This is a genomic window from Bacillus sp. PPSBB_11 (assembly GCF_038023285.1).
Taxonomy (GTDB): domain Bacteria; phylum Bacillota; class Bacilli; order Bacillales; family Bacillaceae; genus Bacillus; species Bacillus altitudinis.
The window spans coordinates 1,463,097-1,481,366 of sequence record NZ_CP150633.1 but is presented as its reverse complement, the minus strand read 5'-3'; the positions used below and the strand labels follow the sequence as shown (position 1 = coordinate 1,481,366).

At 39.9% G+C, this 18,270-nt stretch carries 18 protein-coding genes, 1 tRNA gene, 1 other RNA gene and 1 other annotated feature; of the genes, 6 read left to right on the top strand and 14 right to left on the bottom strand.

Annotated features, from left to right (window positions below; genetic code table 11):
• Window positions 1-232: 232 nt before the first annotated feature.
• The 7 genes from V7L95_RS07400 to tadA form a co-directional block, all read right to left on the bottom strand.
• Entirely contained in the window at window positions 233-496 is a 264-nt protein-coding gene (locus V7L95_RS07400) for a pro-sigmaK processing inhibitor BofA family protein (protein WP_012009068.1), read from the bottom strand.
• A gap of 66 nt (window positions 497-562) precedes the next feature.
• Window positions 563-787, bottom strand: coding sequence for a YaaL family protein (locus tag V7L95_RS07395; protein WP_008342008.1), 225 nt, complete (start codon window positions 785-787; stop codon window positions 563-565).
• A gap of 18 nt (window positions 788-805) precedes the next feature.
• Entirely contained in the window at window positions 806-1,402 is a 597-nt protein-coding gene (recR, locus tag V7L95_RS07390; protein ID WP_003218094.1) for a recombination protein RecR, read from the bottom strand.
• 15 nt (window positions 1,403-1,417) lie between these two features.
• Window positions 1,418-1,741, bottom strand: a complete 324-nt coding sequence (locus V7L95_RS07385; RefSeq protein ID WP_025206594.1) for a YbaB/EbfC family nucleoid-associated protein — start codon at window positions 1,739-1,741, stop codon at window positions 1,418-1,420.
• 25 nt (window positions 1,742-1,766) lie between these two features.
• The gene (dnaX, locus tag V7L95_RS07380) at window positions 1,767-3,479 is read right to left on the bottom strand and encodes a DNA polymerase III subunit gamma/tau (RefSeq protein ID WP_017359011.1); all 1,713 of its coding nucleotides are present in this window, start codon (window positions 3,477-3,479) and stop codon (window positions 1,767-1,769) included.
• Window positions 3,480-3,809: 330 nt separating this feature from the next.
• Window positions 3,810-4,074: signal recognition particle sRNA large type (gene ffs / locus V7L95_RS07375), an RNA gene on the bottom strand.
• A gap of 76 nt (window positions 4,075-4,150) precedes the next feature.
• Window positions 4,151-4,627, bottom strand: coding sequence for a tRNA adenosine(34) deaminase TadA (tadA, locus tag V7L95_RS07370; protein WP_008342015.1), 477 nt, complete (start codon window positions 4,625-4,627; stop codon window positions 4,151-4,153).
• 79 nt (window positions 4,628-4,706) lie between these two features.
• On the opposite strand from tadA, the gene V7L95_RS07365 reads away from it, so the two are divergent.
• From V7L95_RS07365 to V7L95_RS07350, 4 genes are all read left to right on the top strand, one after another.
• Window positions 4,707-5,261 (top strand): isochorismatase family cysteine hydrolase, encoded by a 555-nt coding sequence (locus tag V7L95_RS07365; RefSeq protein ID WP_017359012.1) that lies wholly within the window; start codon window positions 4,707-4,709, stop codon window positions 5,259-5,261.
• A 45-nt stretch (window positions 5,262-5,306) separates the two neighbouring features.
• Window positions 5,307-6,608: a glycoside hydrolase family 18 protein gene (locus V7L95_RS07360; RefSeq protein WP_285850838.1), complete on the top strand. Its 1,302-nt coding sequence runs from the start codon at window positions 5,307-5,309 to the stop codon at window positions 6,606-6,608.
• A gap of 79 nt (window positions 6,609-6,687) precedes the next feature.
• Window positions 6,688-7,311: a deoxynucleoside kinase gene (locus V7L95_RS07355; protein WP_017359014.1), complete on the top strand. Its 624-nt coding sequence runs from the start codon at window positions 6,688-6,690 to the stop codon at window positions 7,309-7,311.
• Window positions 7,308-7,967: a deoxynucleoside kinase gene (locus V7L95_RS07350; protein WP_008342023.1), complete on the top strand. Its 660-nt coding sequence runs from the start codon at window positions 7,308-7,310 to the stop codon at window positions 7,965-7,967. The genes V7L95_RS07355 and V7L95_RS07350 overlap by 4 nt, the downstream gene beginning before the upstream one ends.
• Window positions 7,968-8,051: 84 nt before the next feature.
• On the opposite strand, the gene V7L95_RS07345 is transcribed toward V7L95_RS07350, so the two are convergent.
• From V7L95_RS07345 to pdxS, 5 genes are all read right to left on the bottom strand, one after another.
• Window positions 8,052-8,144 (bottom strand) — tRNA-Ser (locus V7L95_RS07345).
• Window positions 8,145-8,404: 260 nt separating this feature from the next.
• Window positions 8,405-9,232 carry a methyl-accepting chemotaxis protein gene (locus V7L95_RS07340; RefSeq protein ID WP_008342025.1) on the bottom strand — a complete coding sequence of 276 codons (828 nt, stop codon included), beginning with the start codon at window positions 9,230-9,232 and terminating at the stop codon, window positions 8,405-8,407.
• Between the two features lie 101 nt (window positions 9,233-9,333).
• Window positions 9,334-10,608, bottom strand: coding sequence for a serine--tRNA ligase (serS, locus tag V7L95_RS07335; protein WP_008342028.1), 1,275 nt, complete (start codon window positions 10,606-10,608; stop codon window positions 9,334-9,336).
• A gap of 47 nt (window positions 10,609-10,655) precedes the next feature.
• Window positions 10,656-10,871 (bottom strand) — a binding site (T-box leader).
• A 53-nt stretch (window positions 10,872-10,924) separates the two neighbouring features.
• A complete protein-coding gene (pdxT, locus tag V7L95_RS07330; RefSeq protein WP_017359015.1) occupies window positions 10,925-11,515 on the bottom strand; it encodes a pyridoxal 5'-phosphate synthase glutaminase subunit PdxT in 591 nt (196 codons plus the stop codon).
• A 19-nt stretch (window positions 11,516-11,534) separates the two neighbouring features.
• The gene (pdxS, locus tag V7L95_RS07325; RefSeq protein WP_025206589.1) at window positions 11,535-12,419 is read right to left on the bottom strand and encodes a pyridoxal 5'-phosphate synthase lyase subunit PdxS; all 885 of its coding nucleotides are present in this window, start codon (window positions 12,417-12,419) and stop codon (window positions 11,535-11,537) included.
• Window positions 12,420-12,665: 246 nt separating this feature from the next.
• Here pdxS and V7L95_RS07320 point away from each other — a divergent pair, with 246 nt between their 5' ends.
• Entirely contained in the window at window positions 12,666-14,144 is a 1,479-nt protein-coding gene (locus tag V7L95_RS07320) for a PLP-dependent aminotransferase family protein (RefSeq protein ID WP_017359016.1), read from the top strand.
• Between the two features lie 41 nt (window positions 14,145-14,185).
• On the opposite strand, the gene V7L95_RS07315 is transcribed toward V7L95_RS07320, so the two are convergent.
• Together V7L95_RS07315 and guaB are read right to left on the bottom strand one after the other, a co-directional pair.
• A complete protein-coding gene (locus tag V7L95_RS07315; protein WP_008342036.1) occupies window positions 14,186-15,511 on the bottom strand; it encodes a D-alanyl-D-alanine carboxypeptidase family protein in 1,326 nt (441 codons plus the stop codon).
• 160 nt (window positions 15,512-15,671) lie between these two features.
• The gene (gene guaB / locus V7L95_RS07310; protein WP_008342039.1) at window positions 15,672-17,138 is read right to left on the bottom strand and encodes an IMP dehydrogenase; all 1,467 of its coding nucleotides are present in this window, start codon (window positions 17,136-17,138) and stop codon (window positions 15,672-15,674) included.
• Window positions 17,139-17,259: 121 nt separating this feature from the next.
• On the opposite strand from guaB, the gene V7L95_RS07305 reads away from it, so the two are divergent.
• Window positions 17,260-18,228, top strand: a complete 969-nt coding sequence (locus V7L95_RS07305) for a YaaC family protein (RefSeq protein ID WP_017359017.1) — start codon at window positions 17,260-17,262, stop codon at window positions 18,226-18,228.
• Window positions 18,229-18,270 lie beyond the last annotated feature (42 nt).

The following is an 18,270-nucleotide window of genomic DNA, read 5'->3' as shown; positions in this document are numbered from 1 at the left end:
ACCTATGATGTATCATAGGATTTTTTTATAAAAACTCGAATTAACAGGTACGTTTTGTCTTGTTTAGTTTTCAAAGAACTTGTTTACCGCTTCAGAAGCGACTAGAACATCTTATCACGTCCAAGTTGTTAGTGTCAACAACTTTTTTGTTATTGTGTTTTTTCGTTTCTTCGTCATCAGCGACGTATATTAATTTACCACCATATATAATCAAAGTCAACAATATTTTGCATTAAATAATAAACTTTTCAATTACGACTAAAGCTGCTACACCTGGAATGCCCAACAAACCACTAATTCCACTCGTTACAGGGTTAATGGAAACATGAAGCCCTAAACTCTCACCGAATAAATTGAGACAAAATAAAAAAAGAGCGCCTGCGACAAATTTTATTCCGATAAGCCCTAACCATTTGAATGGATTCGCTTGAACACCTGACATAAACAACAATAAAACAGCTAACAAAATTGAACCAATCACAATAACAGGTTCCATAATCCTCTCATCTCCTCTTCATATGAATAGTACAAGCATATGAGAGGATTATGGAAAATAGACCTGCTATCTCCAGTTGTTTAAACGTAAATTTCTCTTTTTCGCTTCTCTCAGATAGAAAAAGTACTTCGCTTGAGCAAGCTTTAATTCGAATAGAATGTCCGGTGAAGGCTCAACGCTGTTTGCGACAAGCTTTTTTTGTCTGTTCCATTCTTCCTTTTGCTTAAAAAGCTGTTGAATTAATATCTCATCGAATTCTTTTCGAATTGATTTTCTGCGAAGAAAACCCATGTACCGTACTTCTCCTTCCTACATCTCACGTCTGCCTTCTAGAGCCTTAGAAAGTGTGACTTCATCCGCATACTCTAAGTCTCCACCTACTGGGAGTCCGTGAGCAATGCGAGAGAGTTTAATTCCTGATGGTTTCAACAATCTAGAGATATACATAGCTGTCGCTTCACCCTCAATGTTTGGGTTGGTTGCAAGAATGACTTCTGTGACTTGATCGTCTTGCAATCTTTTTAATAGGTCAGGAATTTTAATATCCTCTGGTCCAATTCCGTCCATTGGTGAAATAGCACCATGAAGCACATGATATAAGCCGTTGTATTCTTTCATTTTTTCCATTGCGATCACATCTTTTGGATCCTGCACGACACAGATCACAGATTGATCTCTTCTTGTATCTTCACAAATATAGCAAGGATCCTGGTCGGTGATATGTCCGCAAACAGAACAATAAGTTAAATTACGCTTTGCATTAACAAGTGCCTTCGCAAAATCCAGCACGACATCTTCTTGCATACTAAGAACAAAAAAAGCCAGACGGACCGCAGTTTTAGGTCCGATTCCTGGCAATTTCATAAAGCTATCAATCAGCTTTGATATTGGTTCAGGATATTGCATCTTCAGTTATTCCTCCTAGAATAAACCTGGCATGTTCATTCCTTTTGTGAATTGACCCATTGTTTCATTCGTTAGTTCATCCACTTTTTTCAATGCATCATTTGTTGCTGCAAGTACAAGGTCTTGAAGCATATCGATGTCTTCAGGATCAACAACTTCTTCATTAATCGCCACATCAATGACTTCTTTTTGTCCATTTACTTTTACAGTGACCATACCGCCACCCGCAGTACCTTCAAGGACTTTTTCTGCAAGCTCTTCTTGAGCCTTAGCCATATCCTTCTGCATTTTTTGCATTTGTTTCATCATTTTTTGCATATTTCCCATTCCACCGCGCATATGAACACCACTCTCTTTCAAATTGTTAATCTTTAATTTCAATTAAATCGGTTCCTACTAACTTCTTTGCTTCTGCAATTAATGGATCTTCTTCAGCAGAAGCTGCCTGACCATCTGCTTGTTCTTCAGGCTGATGATCTCTTAAAAATTCTTCTCTTATTTTACCCCATTGAGCGTCAGGAACGCCAACTAATTCCACTCTTTTTCCTAGCATAGATTCTAGCAGTTGCTCAAGATTGGTTCGAACACCACTTTTATCTTCGGCCACCATCTTACAATGTATTTCAAATTTGAATTTTAAAACAAAGGCATGAGTTGCCGCCGCAACTGGTTCACTATCTGTTAATAGCGCAGCGTGAGAAACCTTATTTTGCTGTTTTAATTGGGCAAGAAGCTCTCCCCATTTGCCTTTTATTTTTTCTAGTTCCGGTCGCTTCGCTTCTTTTAAAATCTCATGAATTCGACCGACAGGTGCACGATAGCCATTTTTATTACTCGTTTGAGGTCGAGGTGCTTCCGTTTTTGCTTGAGGACTCTGAGACTGAGTCATTGGAACACCCTCAGCTTTTAGCCTAGATAGCTCCTGTTCCAGCCTGTCTATTTTATTCGTTAAAGCTGTTAGGTCGGAATCAGCCGGAGATGATACAGCACCAGCCGTTGACTGACAGAGCTTAACCACAGCTACTTCAAAGAAAATTCTAGGATGATTTGTCCATTTCATTTCCTGATGGCTTTTATTCAGCACTTCAATCGTTTCATAAAGAAACTGAGGTGCCACACGTTCTGAAAGAGCCACAAACTTATCGTCGACTTTGACTTTTTCAAGGACACCTTCAAGATCCGGTGCTGTTTTGAATAGAAGCATATCTCTAAAGTAGAAGATCATATCCTCTATTAATTTCGCAGCATCTTTCCCCTGTTGAAGCAATTCATTTAACGTATCCAGCGCTATCGCAATATTTTGCTCAAAAATGGCTTCAGCAAGCTGACTAATGAAATGCTGAGATACAGCACCTGTAATGAGCAGTGCATCATCAATTGTTAGCTGTTCACCACTAAATGAGATCGCTTGGTCAAGGAGACTAAGTGCGTCACGCATGCCTCCATCTGCCGCACTAGCAATAATCTCGAGTGAACCCTCTTGTATATTTAGGCTTTCTGCATCTACAATTTTCTCCATTCGTCCAACAATATCTTTTGTCGTGATCCGTTTAAAATCAAATCTCTGACATCTTGATATGATGGTAAGAGGAATCTTATGAGGCTCTGTGGTAGCCAAAATAAAGATACAATGAGCAGGTGGTTCCTCTAGCGTTTTAAGAAGTGCATTAAATGCCCCGATAGAGAGCATATGTACCTCATCTATAATATAAACCTTATATGTAACCGCTGAAGGAGCAAATTTCACTTTATCACGTATATCCCGAATTTCATCTACCCCGTTATTTGAGGCAGCATCTATTTCAATCACGTCTGAAATCGAACCGGTCGTAATCCCTCTACAGGCATCACACTCATTACACGGCTCACTAACAGGTGACTTTTCACAGTTCACTGCTTTCGCAAAAATCTTGGCAGCACTTGTTTTACCTGTTCCTCTAGGACCTGAAAATAAGTAAGCATGAGAAAACTTTTTCTGCAAAAGGGCATTTTGCAACGTTTTTGTGATGTGTTCTTGTCCAACAACATCCTCAAAAACTTGAGGTCTGAACACTCGGTATAAAGCTTGATAACTCACAAATACGCCCTCCTCCATTTATCATCATGTTCATTATACATGATGCAACGATCAATTCAAAAGTACACCTTTATTTTCTAATAAACGAAAAAGAGCATTTCCTTTAAAGACTTTTTACTTTTCTTGATTAAAAAACGTGTTTTCCTGCTTTCTGAAAATGTCTGCCAGATCAATAAGAACATTCGTTCCCCATATGAATTACTTCAAAAAAACCTCACCCTAAAATGGCTTTTTTGCTATTTGTATAAACAAAGCAACCGATATATTCTTTCAATAGCAACAAAAAACTCACCTAGATAAACTAGATGAGTTACATTTAATATTGATTTACCGTGCACCTTCTGTCGATTCGCTACCCCAAGCGTTACTTAAACAGTTAGCTCGGCCCAGGCAACCCTGCGGCACATGAGAGGTTTCACTTAATGCTGCTTCCTTCCGGACCTGACATGGTTCATGAATTCCCATTGCGCAGGACCCAGACGTCAACACCACTTATTTAAGGCAGACCTTGAAGTAAACGAACCTTGAGAAGGGATTCGGCCTCGCTAGAGCGGATTGCGAGTACAGGGCACCGCTACCTCCCCGCTTAGCACGGCAAAATGAATATTAAATTGTTGGTGACGCAGACATAAGTATACCTTCTAAGTGATAAAATTGCAAACGACATCCATTCATTTACTTTTCGCTTGCTTCTTCCGCTGACGGAGGTCTCGAAAGAACTGACTTAACAGCTCACCACACTCATTTTCAAGCACACCGCCAATGACTTCAGACTGATGATTGAACCGCTCATCGTCCAATAAATTCATTAAAGTACCAGCACATCCACCTTTAGGATCATAGGCACCAAAAACGACCTTTTTCACTCTTGAAAGTACAATAGCGCCTGCACACATTGGGCACGGTTCGAGTGTAACATAAAGTACAGCATCTTCTAAACGCCAGCTACCAGTCATTTTACACGCTTCATCAATAGCAAGTAATTCCGCATGAGCAATTGATCGCTGTTCACTTTCCCTTAAATTGTGAGCACGGCTTACAATTTGATCATCAACAACGATGACGGCACCGATTGGAACTTCTCCTATTTGTTTTGCTTTCAAAGCTTCAGAAATAGCTTCTTGCATAAACTGTTCATCTTTCGTCATAGCACGGCTCTCTTTTCATGTTTTTTTAAAGGATATTGAGGTTAACATATTATCACAATCTTTTAAAGGGGGTCTTGATTTGCCAAAACAACAAAAGGCACTACTTATTATTGACATGATCAATAATTTTGATTTCGAAATGGGACATGTGCTCGCTGAAAAAACAGAGCAAATGACCAATAAAATTTTAGCCCTTAAACAACACGCTTTCAAGAAAAATTGGCCAATTATCTATATCAACGACCACTATGGACTCTGGAAGGCTGATATCAAAGCTGTTATGGAAACATGTAAAAACGAAAGAAGTGCCCCTATTTTAGAACAAATGGCACCATCTAAAGATGATTACTTCTTAATTAAACCTAAGCACTCTGCCTTTTACGGAACAGCACTAGAGACACTCCTAAATGAATTAGGTGTGCAAGATCTTATTTTAACTGGAATTGCCGGAAACATCTGTGTCCTGTTCACTGCAAATGACGCTTACATGCGAGAGTACAACCTCACTGTACCTAAAGATTGTATTGCTTCAAATGATGATAGGGACAACGAGTACGCTTTAACGATGATGGAGAACGTTCTTCTTGCCAAAATCACAACAACTAAAGAGATCACGGATGAAAATCAAACATGATTTATCCATCACCCTCATAAATTGTTAGCAATAACAAAGGGGGCGTTGACCATTCAAATTTATGTTGTCAAAAGAGGAGATACATTAAATGAAATTGCCATGCGTTTTAAAACAACGGTAAATGAAATCATTCGGACCAACGACATCGAAACACCAAATCAACTAGTCGTTGGACAAACAATTGTCATCCCTATTAGAGGTCAATTTTATGAGGTCAAACAAAATGATACACTTTATCAAATTGGAAGAAGATTCCAAATTTCGGTAGAAGAATTGGCACGTGTGAATCGGATTCGGCCTGAAGCCATATTGCCTATTCGTTTTTTGCTTTATATTCCACAAAGACCGAAAAGAAATATTAATTCTAATGCTTATATAGAACCTCGCGGAAACCAAGTCAGCGAAAATTTAAAGCAAGCAGCCAGAGAGGCATCTCCATACTTAACCCATCTCGGTGCCTTTAGTTTTCAAGCGCAAAGAGACGGAACACTTCGCGAGCCACCTTTAGATCAATTACCTCAGATTGCCGCTCAAAGCAGAACGGTTTTAACCATGGTAGTCACAAATCTAGAGAATGATAAATTTAGTGATGAACTCGGGCGAATTCTTTTAACAAATCAAGCTGTCAAAACGACATTATTAAATGAAATCGTCCGCGTTGCTCAAAAGTATCAATTAAAAGAAATCCATTTTGACTTTGAATATTTACGCCCTGTTGATAAAGAAGCCTACCTTCAATTTTTAAGAGAAGCAACAACTCGTTTTCATCAACAGGGTTGGACTATTTCTGTGGCACTTGCTCCTAAAACAAGCAGTGAACAGAAAGGAAAGTGGTATGAGGCGCATGACTATGAAGCAATTGGAAAGATTGTTGATCATGTTGTGCTAATGACTTATGAGTGGGGCTACAGCGGCGGGCCTGCACAAGCCGTCTCTCCGATCGGCCCTGTCCGCCAAGTCATTGAATATGCACTGACTGTCATACCTGCCAATAAAATTGTGATGGGGCAGAATTTATATGGTTATGATTGGACGCTTCCTTATGTTCAAGGAGGCCCTATCGCCAAAGCCGTCAGCCCTCAACAAGCGATCGCCATTGCTAGAGAGAATAATGTATCCATTCTATATGACGAAACAGCACAAGCACCTTATTTCCGTTATACAGATGCTAACAACAAAGAACACGAGGTTTGGTTTGAAGATGCAAGATCCATTCAAGCCAAATTTAATCTCATTAAAGAGTTAAGCCTAAATGGAATTGCTTACTGGAAATTAGGTCTATCCTTCCCACAAAACTGGTTGTTGTTATCAGATCAATTTAATATTGAAAAAAGAACGACATCGTAATTCATACGCTCTATCTCTCAGAAGGGGTATGGTACAATATACATTGGTTTGACAACTTTATAGATAGAGGAGAACGCCTATGTATCCTGCCCCTTTTATTGCAGTGGAAGGCCCAATTGGAGCCGGAAAAACAACCTTGGCTACAATGCTTTCAAAGGAATTTCAATTTCCTTTAGTAAAAGAAATTGTAGAAGAAAATCCATTCTTAGATAAATTTTATGAAGATATGGAACAATGGAGCTTTCAGCTTGAGATGTTCTTTCTATGCAATCGGTTTAAACAGTTAGAATCTATTGAAGAGAACTATGTCAAAAAACAGCAGCCGATTGTCACTGATTATCATGTCTATAAAAATATGATATTTGCAGAAAGAACCTTATCCAAAAAGCACATGGATAAATACAGAAAAATCTATCACTTGCTGACAGATGATCTTCCTAAACCAAATGCCATGATCTATATAAAAGCCAGCCTTCCCACCTTACTTGATAGAATAAAGATGAGAGGCCGATCTTTTGAAGAAGACATTGATCCAGCTTATTTAAAAACCTTGATTGAAGATTATGAGTTGGCCATCGAACATTTAAAACAAACTGACCCAGGGGTTCCTATCATTACAATTGAAGGCGATCATACAGACTTCGTTTCCTCACAGCAAGATTACCAGCAAATTGTACAGAACATAAAGGAGCAAGTACTATGAAAAATATTGATATACCAAAGGATGCTGTCATTACAATTGCAGGGACAGTTGGTGTCGGAAAATCGACCATGACGAAAACAATAGCGGACAAGCTAGGGTTTCAAACTTCTCTTGAAAAAGTAGATGATAATCCATACTTAGAGCCTTTTTATTCAGATTTCCAAAGATGGAGCTTTCATTTACAAGTCTATTTCCTAGCTGAACGTTTTAAGGAGCAGAAACGAATCTTCGAGTCTGGTGGAGGTTATGTACAAGATCGGTCCATTTATGAGGACACTGGTATTTTTGCTAAAATGCACGCAGACAAAGGTACCATGTCAGAGGTAGACTATGAAACGTATACGAGTCTATTTGAGGCGATGGTGATGACACCTTACTTCCCTCACCCAGATGTCCTCATTTACTTACATGGGGATTTAGATCATATATTACATCGTATTGAAGAGCGAGGGAGAGAGATGGAAACTCAAACCGATCGAGCATATTGGGAAGAAATGTACACTCGATATACAGAATGGATCGAACAATTTGATCTGTGCCCTGTGATTAAAATTAATATTGAAGATTACGACTTACTTCATGATGAAAGCTCACTTGATCCTATTCTTCATGAAATTGCTTCTGTTATTCAAAAAAATCGCTCTAACACAAAATAAAAAAAACCGCTGCATTTCTCGAATGCAGCGGTTTGACAATTTCCAATTTTTATGCGTTTCAATTCAACTAAGGTAAAATCAATATGGCGGAGGAAGAGGGATTCGAACCCCCGCGGGCTTTGACACCCCTGTCGGTTTTCAAGACCGATCCCTTCAGCCGGACTTGGGTATTCCTCCGTATCGACAAGAATTAATATATCATATCATCTTATTTTAAGTCAACATCTTTTCGAAAAAAATTTCAACATTTGATTTTGGTATGATGTTTAGCCTTTTGTCTTCTTTTCAGCGTGATAGAAAACCTTTGCAGTCTAGGAAGAACGAGTACTGGCGCGGAGCGAATTTGGCATTCGTGAGCACCAGCACGCAGGACTGACAAAGAATGCGAGGGTTTGTCTACACGCTGAAGCAGCCGATTATCGGCTGCTCTTCATCTATTACGTATCCTGTCTAATTTCTTCAATAAAAAGATTCATCTCTTCTTTAAAATCATTTAATGACTCAATAATCTTTGTAAAGTCTGTCACTTGTTTAGCTTGTTCGTTTGTTGAACTGCTGATTTGTGAGATATTTTCAGATAAAGTGCCAATGCTGTCTTGGATTTCTTTTAAAAATGCATTAATGGTTTCAGCTGCTTCCTTTGATCCATCTGATAACTTACGTACCTCGTCTGCAACAACAGCAAAGCCTTTTCCATTTTCACCTGCTCTTGCCGCTTCAATTGCAGCATTGAGTCCTAACAGGTTTGTTTGTCTCGCAATACCGCCAATGGTTTTGACGACTTCTTCAATGTTTGCGGATTTCTCTTCTGCTCTTCCGGCCTGCTCACTAATTTCTAAGCTTGTCGCAGCCAGTTCTTGAGAATGAGCAGCAATTTGCTCAATTCCACCTTGTAACTCTTTCGCTACTTTATTGATATGTTCCATATAGCCGCTTAATTTCTTCTCACGATGATGTGAAAAAGCCACTAAAAAAGAGCCAATCACTTTTCTATCTTCATCAAAAATCGGATAACCTTTTACAGCAATTTCATAACCATATAAAGACTCTGGCAAATGCCCATCATATTCTTGTCCTCTTAATGTCGTCGCCACGTTTTGGTCCTCTGGGTTTAAAGCGTCCCCTACTTTAATGCCAAAATCTACTGTGGTCGATGGATAATAGCAAAGTACCTTTTCTGTATCAGTGATGCCGAAAAGAACACTTTCATCTAGAACTTTTCTGAGTAATTGAGCCATTTCAACATAATAGTCAAGCCTATTCAAGGTTATTCCTTCTTTCCTAGATGCTTTTAGTTCTTTTATCGGCTTATTTTAGAAAAGCTGTAGAAGTTTAGGTAAAAAGAATAAGATGCCATGACGGCATCTTATTTTATCACTTCTTTATTTCCCATATAAGGACGTAACACCTCAGGAATGATCACTGTTCCATCTTCTTGTTGATAGTTTTCTAAAATGGCTGCAACAGTTCTTCCTACTGCTAAACCAGATCCATTTAATGTGTGGACGTGTTCTGGCTTTGCTTTAGGCTCAGGGCGGAAACGAATGTTTGCTCGTCTCGCTTGGAACGCTTCAAAGTTACTGCAAGAAGAAATTTCACGATACGTATTTTGGCTTGGAATCCATACTTCGATATCGTATTTCTTCGCAGCCGTAAAGCCTAAATCTCCTGTACACATGCTCATGACACGGTATGGCAGGTTCAATAATTGAAGAACTTTTTCTGCTTGGTTTGTTAGTTTTTCTAATTCTTCATAAGAATCTTCTGGTCTGACAAATTTCACAAGCTCTACTTTGTTAAATTGGTGCTGACGGATGAGTCCGCGCGTATCTCTGCCAGCAGAACCAGCTTCTGATCTAAAGCAAGCACTAAATGCTGCATAATTGATTGGCAGCTGCTCTCCTTCAAGAATTTCGTCACGGTGCATGTTCGTAATTGGCACTTCAGCCGTTGGAATGAGGAAATAATCTTCTTCTCGAATTTTAAAAGCATCCTCTTCAAACTTTGGAAGCTGTCCAGTTCCTGTCATGCTTGCTCTGTTGACCATATAAGGTGGTAGTACTTCAGTAAAACCAAATTCATCTACGTGTAAATCTAGCATAAAGTTATAAAGTGCACGCTCTAACCGTGCGCCTAGCCCTTTATAAAAAACGAAACGGCTTCCTGTCACTTTTCCTGCACGTTCAAAATCCAAAATTTTCAGCTCATCAGCTACATCCCAATGCGGCTTTGGTTCAAATGAGAAGGCTGGCTGTTCGCCCCATTTTCTCACTTCAATGTTGTCATCTTCTGTTTCACCGACTGGTACAGAATCATGAGGGATGTTTGGAATTGAGAACAGGATGGTTTGCAGGCTTTCCTCTACTGTTCTTAATTCATCATCCAACTTCTTAATCTCATCGCCTACCTCACGCATTTCTTGAATAATGTGATCGGCGTCTTTCTTTTCTCTTTTTAGAACAGCCACTTGCTGTGATACTTCATTTCTTCGGCTCTTTAATACTTCTGTTTTGCCGATTAATTCTCTTCTTTTTTGATCCAGCTCACCAAACTTATCAAAATCCGCTAAATCTTCGCCTCGATGGGCTAATTTTTCTTTGATTTGATCAAAATCCGTGCGCAGTTGTTTAATATCCAGCATGTGTAACACTCCTTTTTTATCGAAAAATAAAAAGAGCCCTCATCCCTGAAAGGGACGAGAGCTCTCGCGTTGCCACCCTGATTGAAAACACGCCAAAAGCATGCTTTCCTCTTTCCTCTGTAACGGCATCACCGTAAATGCTTACTTCGTGTTTCAGCATTTCGCTCAAGGATGGATTCAGAATGCATCTTTCACCGATTCTCACCAACCATCGGCTCTCTGAGAAAGAGGGGCTTCTTACTATTTCCCGTCAACGCTTTTTCGATCTTTGATTGTGATTTTAATGTACTATAAGTTTTATCTCTTTTCAACCGTTTTATACAGCAAGCTTCGTTTTATAGGACTCCACCATCTCAACAAACAGCTGTGTTAACCTATGGTCGTCTGTCAGCTCTGGATGAAAAGAACAACCTAAGATATTGTTTTCTTTCGCCATCACAATCCTGCCGTCATACTCAGCCATGACCTCTACGCTCTCATCTGCGCTGATGATATGAGGCGCACGGATGAACACTCCTGTAAACGGCGCATCCAGTCCTTTCACTTCTACATCTGCTTCAAAGCTGTCTACCTGTCTGCCAAACGAATTACGTGCAACAGATACATTTAACAGGCCAAGATGAGCATCTTCTCGATCTTCTATATGCTTTGCCAGCATAATCAAACCGGCACAAGTCCCAAATATCGGTTTACCTTGAGCAGCGAACGCTTTAATCGGTTCAATGAATTGGTACGTATCCATGAGTCTTCTCATCGTCGTACTTTCACCACCAGGAATAATCAGACCGTCAATCGTTTCTAACTCCTCTACCCGCTTGATGATCTTTCCCGCTGCGCCACAAGCTTCAATCGATTGAATATGCTCTCTCACCGCTCCTTGAAGCCCTAGTACACCAATTGTTAGCATGTTCGTCGCGCTCCCTTAATTACCAGCCACGCTCTTGCATACGCTCTTCTGGCAATAGATTTGAAATTTCAATTCCTTTCATCGCTGTTCCAAGCTCTTTAGAAAGCTCTGCAATCAGACGGTAATCTGTGAAATGAGTCGTTGCTTCTACAATCGCTTTTGCAAATTTAGCTGGATTGTCTGATTTGAAGATACCAGAGCCGACAAATACACCATCTGCTCCAAGCTGCATCATGAGTGCTGCATCTGCTGGTGTCGCAACACCTCCAGCTGCAAAGTTTACAACTGGCAATTTGCCTTCTTTTTTAATTTGAACCAATAATTCATAAGGTGCGCCCAGATTCTTGGCTTCTGTCATCAATTCATCTTCACTCATTGCCGCCACTTTACGAATTTGAGCATTGACCTTTCTCATATGACGGACAGCTTCTACAATGTTTCCTGTACCAGGCTCACCTTTTGTCCGTAGCATTGAAGCGCCTTCTGCAATACGGCGAGTCGCCTCACCTAGGTCACGACAGCCACATACGAAAGGTACCGTGTATTCATTTTTATTTAAATGGAATTCCTCATCTGCGGGCGTCAGCACTTCACTCTCATCAATATAATCAACACCAAGTGCTTCAAGAACACGAGCTTCCACGATGTGGCCGATACGTGCTTTTGCCATGACTGGAATCGTTACTGCATTTTGTACTTCTTCCACGATTCTTGGGTCTGCCATACGGGCAACACCGCCTGCTGCACGGATATCAGCTGGTACTCGTTCTAGTGCCATTACTGCCACTGCGCCTGCTTCTTCTGCGATTTTTGCCTGCTCAGCATTGACGACATCCATAATGACGCCACCTTTTTGCATTTCTGCCATTCCACGTTTTACTCGTTCAGTTCCCTTATTGCTCACAATTGTTTCCTCCCATTTGTCTATTCGATTGATTCAACACCTTTATCATACAAGCGATAGAGTATAACAATAAAGAGAATAGTATAACAATTCAATTAGCTCACAAAAAAGGATAAACCCTTATACATCAAGGTTTTATAGTTAAAAAAGCATCATTACCTCTTTTAAGAGTAATTAACATGTTATAATGTAACTATAACAATCTGAAACCATGTATAACAATTTCACGCTCATTGGAGGATTCTCATGCATATTGATATCCATCGACATTCAGATACATCTCTTTCGAATCAGATTTACTTTTCCATCGTTGATCACATTCAATCAGGTCTGCTTCAGCAAGGCGATAAGCTGCCGACTGTACGTGATCTAGCGAAACAGCTGAATGTAAGTCTTGTCACAGCAGCAAAAGCCTATACACGGCTTAAGGACGACGGATTTTTAACGACTGTACAAGGAAAAGGTACGTTTGTGAATGAGCAGCATGAGCAAACTGACATCCCGGTTCAGTCATCTACTTCTTTCGATTGGCAGTTATCGATCCCTGATTATTTACCAAGGTCTCAATTCGCTCAGTATCACTATGTCGAAGAAGCCATTAATCTTTCTTCCTCTATGATTGATCCTGGTCTTTTACCTAACCGGTATTTAGAAAAAGAAATGCAGCATGTCCTAGCCCGGCATCCTCAAATCATGTCAAAATACGGAGAAATACAAGGTGACCTTCAGCTTCGTCAGGTCATTCAATCATTTCTAGAAAAATTAGATGTCCCTTCTACTCCTGAAAATATCCTTGTCACTAGCGGTTCTCAGCAAGGACTTGATTTAGTAGCACGTACATTTATCGGGCCGGATGATGTAGTTGTCATGGAGGCGCCCACCTATCCAGGCGCAATTGATGTCTTTATGGGGAGAGGGGCACGAATTATTACGGTTCCTGTCGATCATGAAGGAATGAACATGAAACAGCTTCAAAGCATTTGTGATAAATATAAACCAAAGCTCATCTATACCATTCCTACTTTTCACAGTCCTACAGGCGCCAGTATGTCGTTGAAACGAAGAAAGCAGCTGCTTTTACTGGCACAAAGCATTGATTGTCTCATTGTAGAGGATGATCCTTATCGTGAGCTTTATTTTGAAAAGAAACCGCCGGCACCCATTAAAAGCCTAGATCACGATGGACACGTCATTTATTTACGAGGATTAAGCAAGACACTGGCTCCAGGATGCAGAATTGGAATTATTACAGCGTCTGGCTCTATATTTAACCGTTTATTAGCTGCAAAAGCCAATAATGATTTAGGGAGCCCGCTTCTCACCCAAAAGGCGATCTTACCGTTTCTCACATCCAAGAAGATGATCGATCATACGAAAAAATTAAGAACTGCCTTGAAGGTGAGACGCGATTTGATGATGGATGTGTTGACAAAGCATGCGCCAAAGGACGTCACGTGGCAAATCCCACAGGGCGGGCTCAATTTGTGGCTTAGCTTTCCTTCCTGGGTCGATACACGTGCCCTATTACATGAGGCACGGAAGCAGCAAATCACCTTCCTGCCTGGCTCTGTCTGCTATCCTGGGGAGCCGAAGCAGAATTATATACGTCTTAGTTTTTCTTATGTGAATGAAAAGGCACTGACAGAAGGTATGGAAAAGTTATGTGGTATTTTTCAGCAGGCCTTGTCTACACCTCAAAACCACAAACAATCTCTTTTCTTTTAACGATAAAAAAACTGCTCTCACATATAGAGAGCAGTTTTTTATTAGAACCAACCTTTTACTGTGTCGACGATTCCGCCCCAAATGCCAGCGAAGAATCCTCCTACACCACGCATTGCAAGGATGAACCAGTTTGCTTTTTCATCACCTGTTTTCGTCACAAGCTCAACACCTGATTGGTCTTTACTCAAATAGCCGTAGTCCTTCTCATCACCAGAATAAGAAGTCGTCAGCATGCCAACCTTCGTTCCTTTTTTAATAGGAGCTTCTAGGTTCTTTTTATCAATATTTACTTTCGCTTTATAGCTCTTCTCATCACCATTTTTAACCGGTACAGAGAAAGCTTCTTTCGTCACGACGGGTACTTCTTTATCTTTCCCTTTATCAACTTCGATGTTTTCATGTCCCTTGATTTGTTGGCCTTTTTTGTACATTTCTTTCATCGTGAAGTTTTTAAAGGCATAATCGAACAATTTTTTCGCCACATCAAAACGAGCTGTATGAAGATTCCCTTTAGCATTCAGGACAACTGCGATCACACGCATGTCACCACGTTTTGCTGTACCTGTGAAGCTAGAACCAGCTGAATCAGTAGAGCCCGTTTTCAGACCGTCTACGCCTTCATATTCTTTCACAAGTCCTTTAAGCATAAAGTTCCAGTTTGGCATGTCCATTTCGTCATCTGTGCCTTCTCTGAACTTTGTTTTCGCGATGCTTGCTGTTTCAAGAATTTCTGGATGATCTTTGATGAGATGCTGTGCAAGCAAAGCCATATCCTTTGCAGAAACTTCGCTTTCTTCATCAGGTCCCGTACCTTTTGGCTGTTTGCCATGTAAGTCTTTATTTTCTAATCCAGTTGCATTCACGAATTTGTAATTGGTTAAGCCAAGTTCTTTTGCTTTTGCATTCATTTTTTCAACAAACTTTGATTCTGATCCAGCGATTACCTCTGCTAGACCAATTGCTGCTGCATTTGCTGAATAAATAGCCGTTGCTTGATAAAGTTCTTTGACAGTATACGAACCATCTTTTCTCAATGGAACATTGGATAAACTGCGGTCTTGGGAAATTTCGTACACATAATCATCTGGCGTATATGTTTGATCCCATTTCACTTTGCCTTCAGCAATCGCCTCTAGTAATAGATACTCTGTCATCATCTTTGCCATACTTGCAATAGGCAGTCTTTGTTCTGCGTTTTTACTATAAAGAATTTTACCTGTAGAAGCTTCAATAAGGATGGCTGCTTTCGCATTCACATTGAATGGATCTTCAGCCGCTTTTGCTTTGGACATTGGGGTAAATGCAGTAACAATCAATGCCAATGCAAGGATAGAGACCATAAGCTGTTTCAACATCTTGCTGTTCAATCGTCATACCTCCGTATTCATCTTTTTTCGACGTTTTTCATATATATTTAATCCACAAGGGCTTATTTCGACACAACAGTATAAATTTTATCACAATAAAGACAAAAAAAATAGACAGAGTCATAGACCCTGTCAAATGTAATTTGATTGTCACAATTTATCAAGAAATTGTGTAGTTTGGTGATTCTTTTGTAATTTGTACATCATGTGGATGGCTCTCACGAAGACCTGCACCTGTCATGCGAATGAATTGTGCTTCTTCTCTAAGAGTACGTAAGTCCTGTGTTCCACAGTAGCCCATACCAGAGCGAATACCGCCAACAAGTTGGTAAACAGTGTCAACAACTGGTCCTTTATACGGTGTACGTCCTTCGATACCTTCTGGAACGAATTTTTTATTATCTTCTTGGAAGTAACGATCTTTACTTCCTTTTTCCATTGCAGCAACAGAACCCATACCACGATATACTTTGAAACGTCTGCCTTGGAAAATTTCTGTTTCTCCTGGGCTTTCAGATGTACCAGCAAGAAGGCTTCCCAGCATAACAGCATGTCCACCAGAAGCTAATGCTTTCACGATATCACCTGAATATTTAATTCCACCATCTGCAATAATAGATTTACCATGTTTTCTTGCTTCTGTTGCACAGTCATAAATCGCTGTGATTTGTGGTACACCGACCCCTGCAACAACACGTGTTGTACAAATCGATCCTGGTCCAATACCCACTTTTACAATATCTGCTCCAGCTTCAAACAATGCTTTTGTTGCTTCAGCTGTTGCAACGTTACCAGCAATGATGTTAAGAGAAGGATACGTTTCACGGATTTTCGATACAGTGTCTAGAACACCTTGAGAATGACCGTGTGCTGTATCAATGACGATCACATCAACATTGGCTTCTACTAATTTTTTCACACGAGTCATTGTATCGCCAGTGACACCTACAGCGGCACCAACAATTAAACGGCCATGTGCATCTTTAGAGGAGTTAGGGAATTCAATCACTTTTTCAATATCTTTGATGGTGATGAGACCTTTTAATGTTCCTTCGTCATCTAAAAGAGGTAATTTTTCAATTTTATATTGCTGAAGGATTTTTTCAGCTTCTTCTAATGTTGTTCCAACAGAAGCTGTCACAAGTTCCTCTTTTGTCATCACGTCGCTAATCTTCATTGAATAATCCGAAATAAAACGAAGGTCACGGTTCGTAATAATCCCAACAAGCTTTTGATCTTGTTCGTTATTAACAATCGGTACACCAGAAATACGATATTTACCCATTAAATGTTCTGCATCGAATACTTGATGATCCGGTGTTAAGAAAAATGGATTTGTAATAACACCACGCTCTGAACGTTTTACTTTGTCCACTTGTTCAGCTTGCTGCTCAATAGACATGTTCTTATGGATGATTCCAAGACCACCTTGACGTGCCATTGCAATCGCCATTTGTGATTCCGTCACAGTATCCATTCCTGCACTAATAATTGGAATGTTCAGCTTTAAAGTGCTTGTTAACTCAACTGATAAATTGACATCACGCGGAAGCACCTCAGACTTTGCTGGAACAAGCAACACATCGTCAAACGTCAAACCTTCTTTTGAAAATTTACTTTCCCACATTAGTAAATCCCCCTCTTTTCGGCAAAATATTATATGTAGATTATCAACTAGGAAACAGCATGTCAAGGAAGCAACAAACAGTTGCAATTTTTAGAAAATATAAAGAGAGTTGAGGAAGAAGATGAAAAGTTCAGGATGGAAGGATTTAAAACGTTTTTACTCACTTGAAACTTCCCAAAAGTTTCTATTTCAACAGTACGAGAAACGGAACATTCAGGAGGCAAACCAGCAGGCCTATAAAAACTGTGAACGATTTATTTACTTTTTAAAGCACGGTCATACATTTTATGACCAAGCCGCATCAGCTCCACTTGAACTAAAACCGATTTTATTGTTTTATGGAATGGCACAGCTGTTAAAGGCATGTTTGCTGACAGTGGATCCCGACTATCCATCTCAAACCTCTGTCTTAGCTCACGGCGTCACCTCAAGAAAAAGAAAGAAGCAACATTATCGTTTTAGTGAGGATGAAGTCAAGATTCAGCGAAACGGATTATGTATGCATGTATTAAAGCACTTATTTCATTTAAATGGTCTTGAAGATGAACGATTTACGATGATCAATCTCCTTTCAAAAATACCTGAGATGGGTCATATTCTGGAGTTTCAAAAACAACCCTCTACTTTAGTGAAAGTAGAGCAAGCAAATGGCATGTTGATTCAAGATCATATTCCCTTGCTCTATAACATGTCTACCGAACGTTTTATTGAATATTTTGAGTTCCATACAACTTGGAAGCTTAAGCAACGAGAGGCTAAAAAACTAACATTTGATGTATTTTCAGAAGAAAACCCTGCTCTTGCTACTCATCTTCATTATGATTTAGAAATGAATCAATGGTTCATTCCAGCAACACGAGATGCCTTTTTAGGGATTCCTGAGATTATCAGCCATTACTTGTTAATGTATAACCTCAGTATGATTGCCCGCTACGAAACAGAATGGTGGTACGAGCTTTTATCTCAATATATTAGTGATGATTATGTCATGATTGAACGTTATATGGAGATTGCAGAGGATAAGTTTCCAGCTTATATCATGATGCTGCTAGAAGAAAACACAAAAAAGACCAGTTCCGACTGGAACTGATCCTTTGAAAAGCTTGGCGGCGTCCTACTCTCACAGGGGGAA

What these genes read in the sequence shown, in the direction of transcription:
- V7L95_RS07305 (WP_017359017.1), top strand. Translation starts at nt 17,260, where the DNA reads ATGAAAAGTTCAGGATGGAAGGATTTAAAACGTTTTTACTCACTTGAA.
- tadA (WP_008342015.1), bottom strand. Translation starts at nt 4,627, where the DNA reads ATGACGAAAGATGAACAGTTTATGCAAGAAGCTATTTCTGAAGCTTTG.
- pdxT (WP_017359015.1), bottom strand. Translation starts at nt 11,515, where the DNA reads ATGCTAACAATTGGTGTACTAGGGCTTCAAGGAGCGGTGAGAGAGCAT.
- V7L95_RS07355 (WP_017359014.1), top strand. Translation starts at nt 6,688, where the DNA reads ATGTATCCTGCCCCTTTTATTGCAGTGGAAGGCCCAATTGGAGCCGGA.
- V7L95_RS07385 (WP_025206594.1), bottom strand. Translation starts at nt 1,741, where the DNA reads ATGCGCGGTGGAATGGGAAATATGCAAAAAATGATGAAACAAATGCAA.
- V7L95_RS07400 (WP_012009068.1), bottom strand. Translation starts at nt 496, where the DNA reads ATGGAACCTGTTATTGTGATTGGTTCAATTTTGTTAGCTGTTTTATTG.
- V7L95_RS07350 (WP_008342023.1), top strand. Translation starts at nt 7,308, where the DNA reads ATGAAAAATATTGATATACCAAAGGATGCTGTCATTACAATTGCAGGG.
- guaB (WP_008342039.1), bottom strand. Translation starts at nt 17,138, where the DNA reads ATGTGGGAAAGTAAATTTTCAAAAGAAGGTTTGACGTTTGACGATGTG.
- V7L95_RS07395 (WP_008342008.1), bottom strand. Translation starts at nt 787, where the DNA reads ATGGGTTTTCTTCGCAGAAAATCAATTCGAAAAGAATTCGATGAGATA.
- recR (WP_003218094.1), bottom strand. Translation starts at nt 1,402, where the DNA reads ATGCAATATCCTGAACCAATATCAAAGCTGATTGATAGCTTTATGAAA.
- serS (WP_008342028.1), bottom strand. Translation starts at nt 10,608, where the DNA reads ATGCTGGATATTAAACAACTGCGCACGGATTTTGATCAAATCAAAGAA.
- V7L95_RS07320 (WP_017359016.1), top strand. Translation starts at nt 12,666, where the DNA reads ATGCATATTGATATCCATCGACATTCAGATACATCTCTTTCGAATCAG.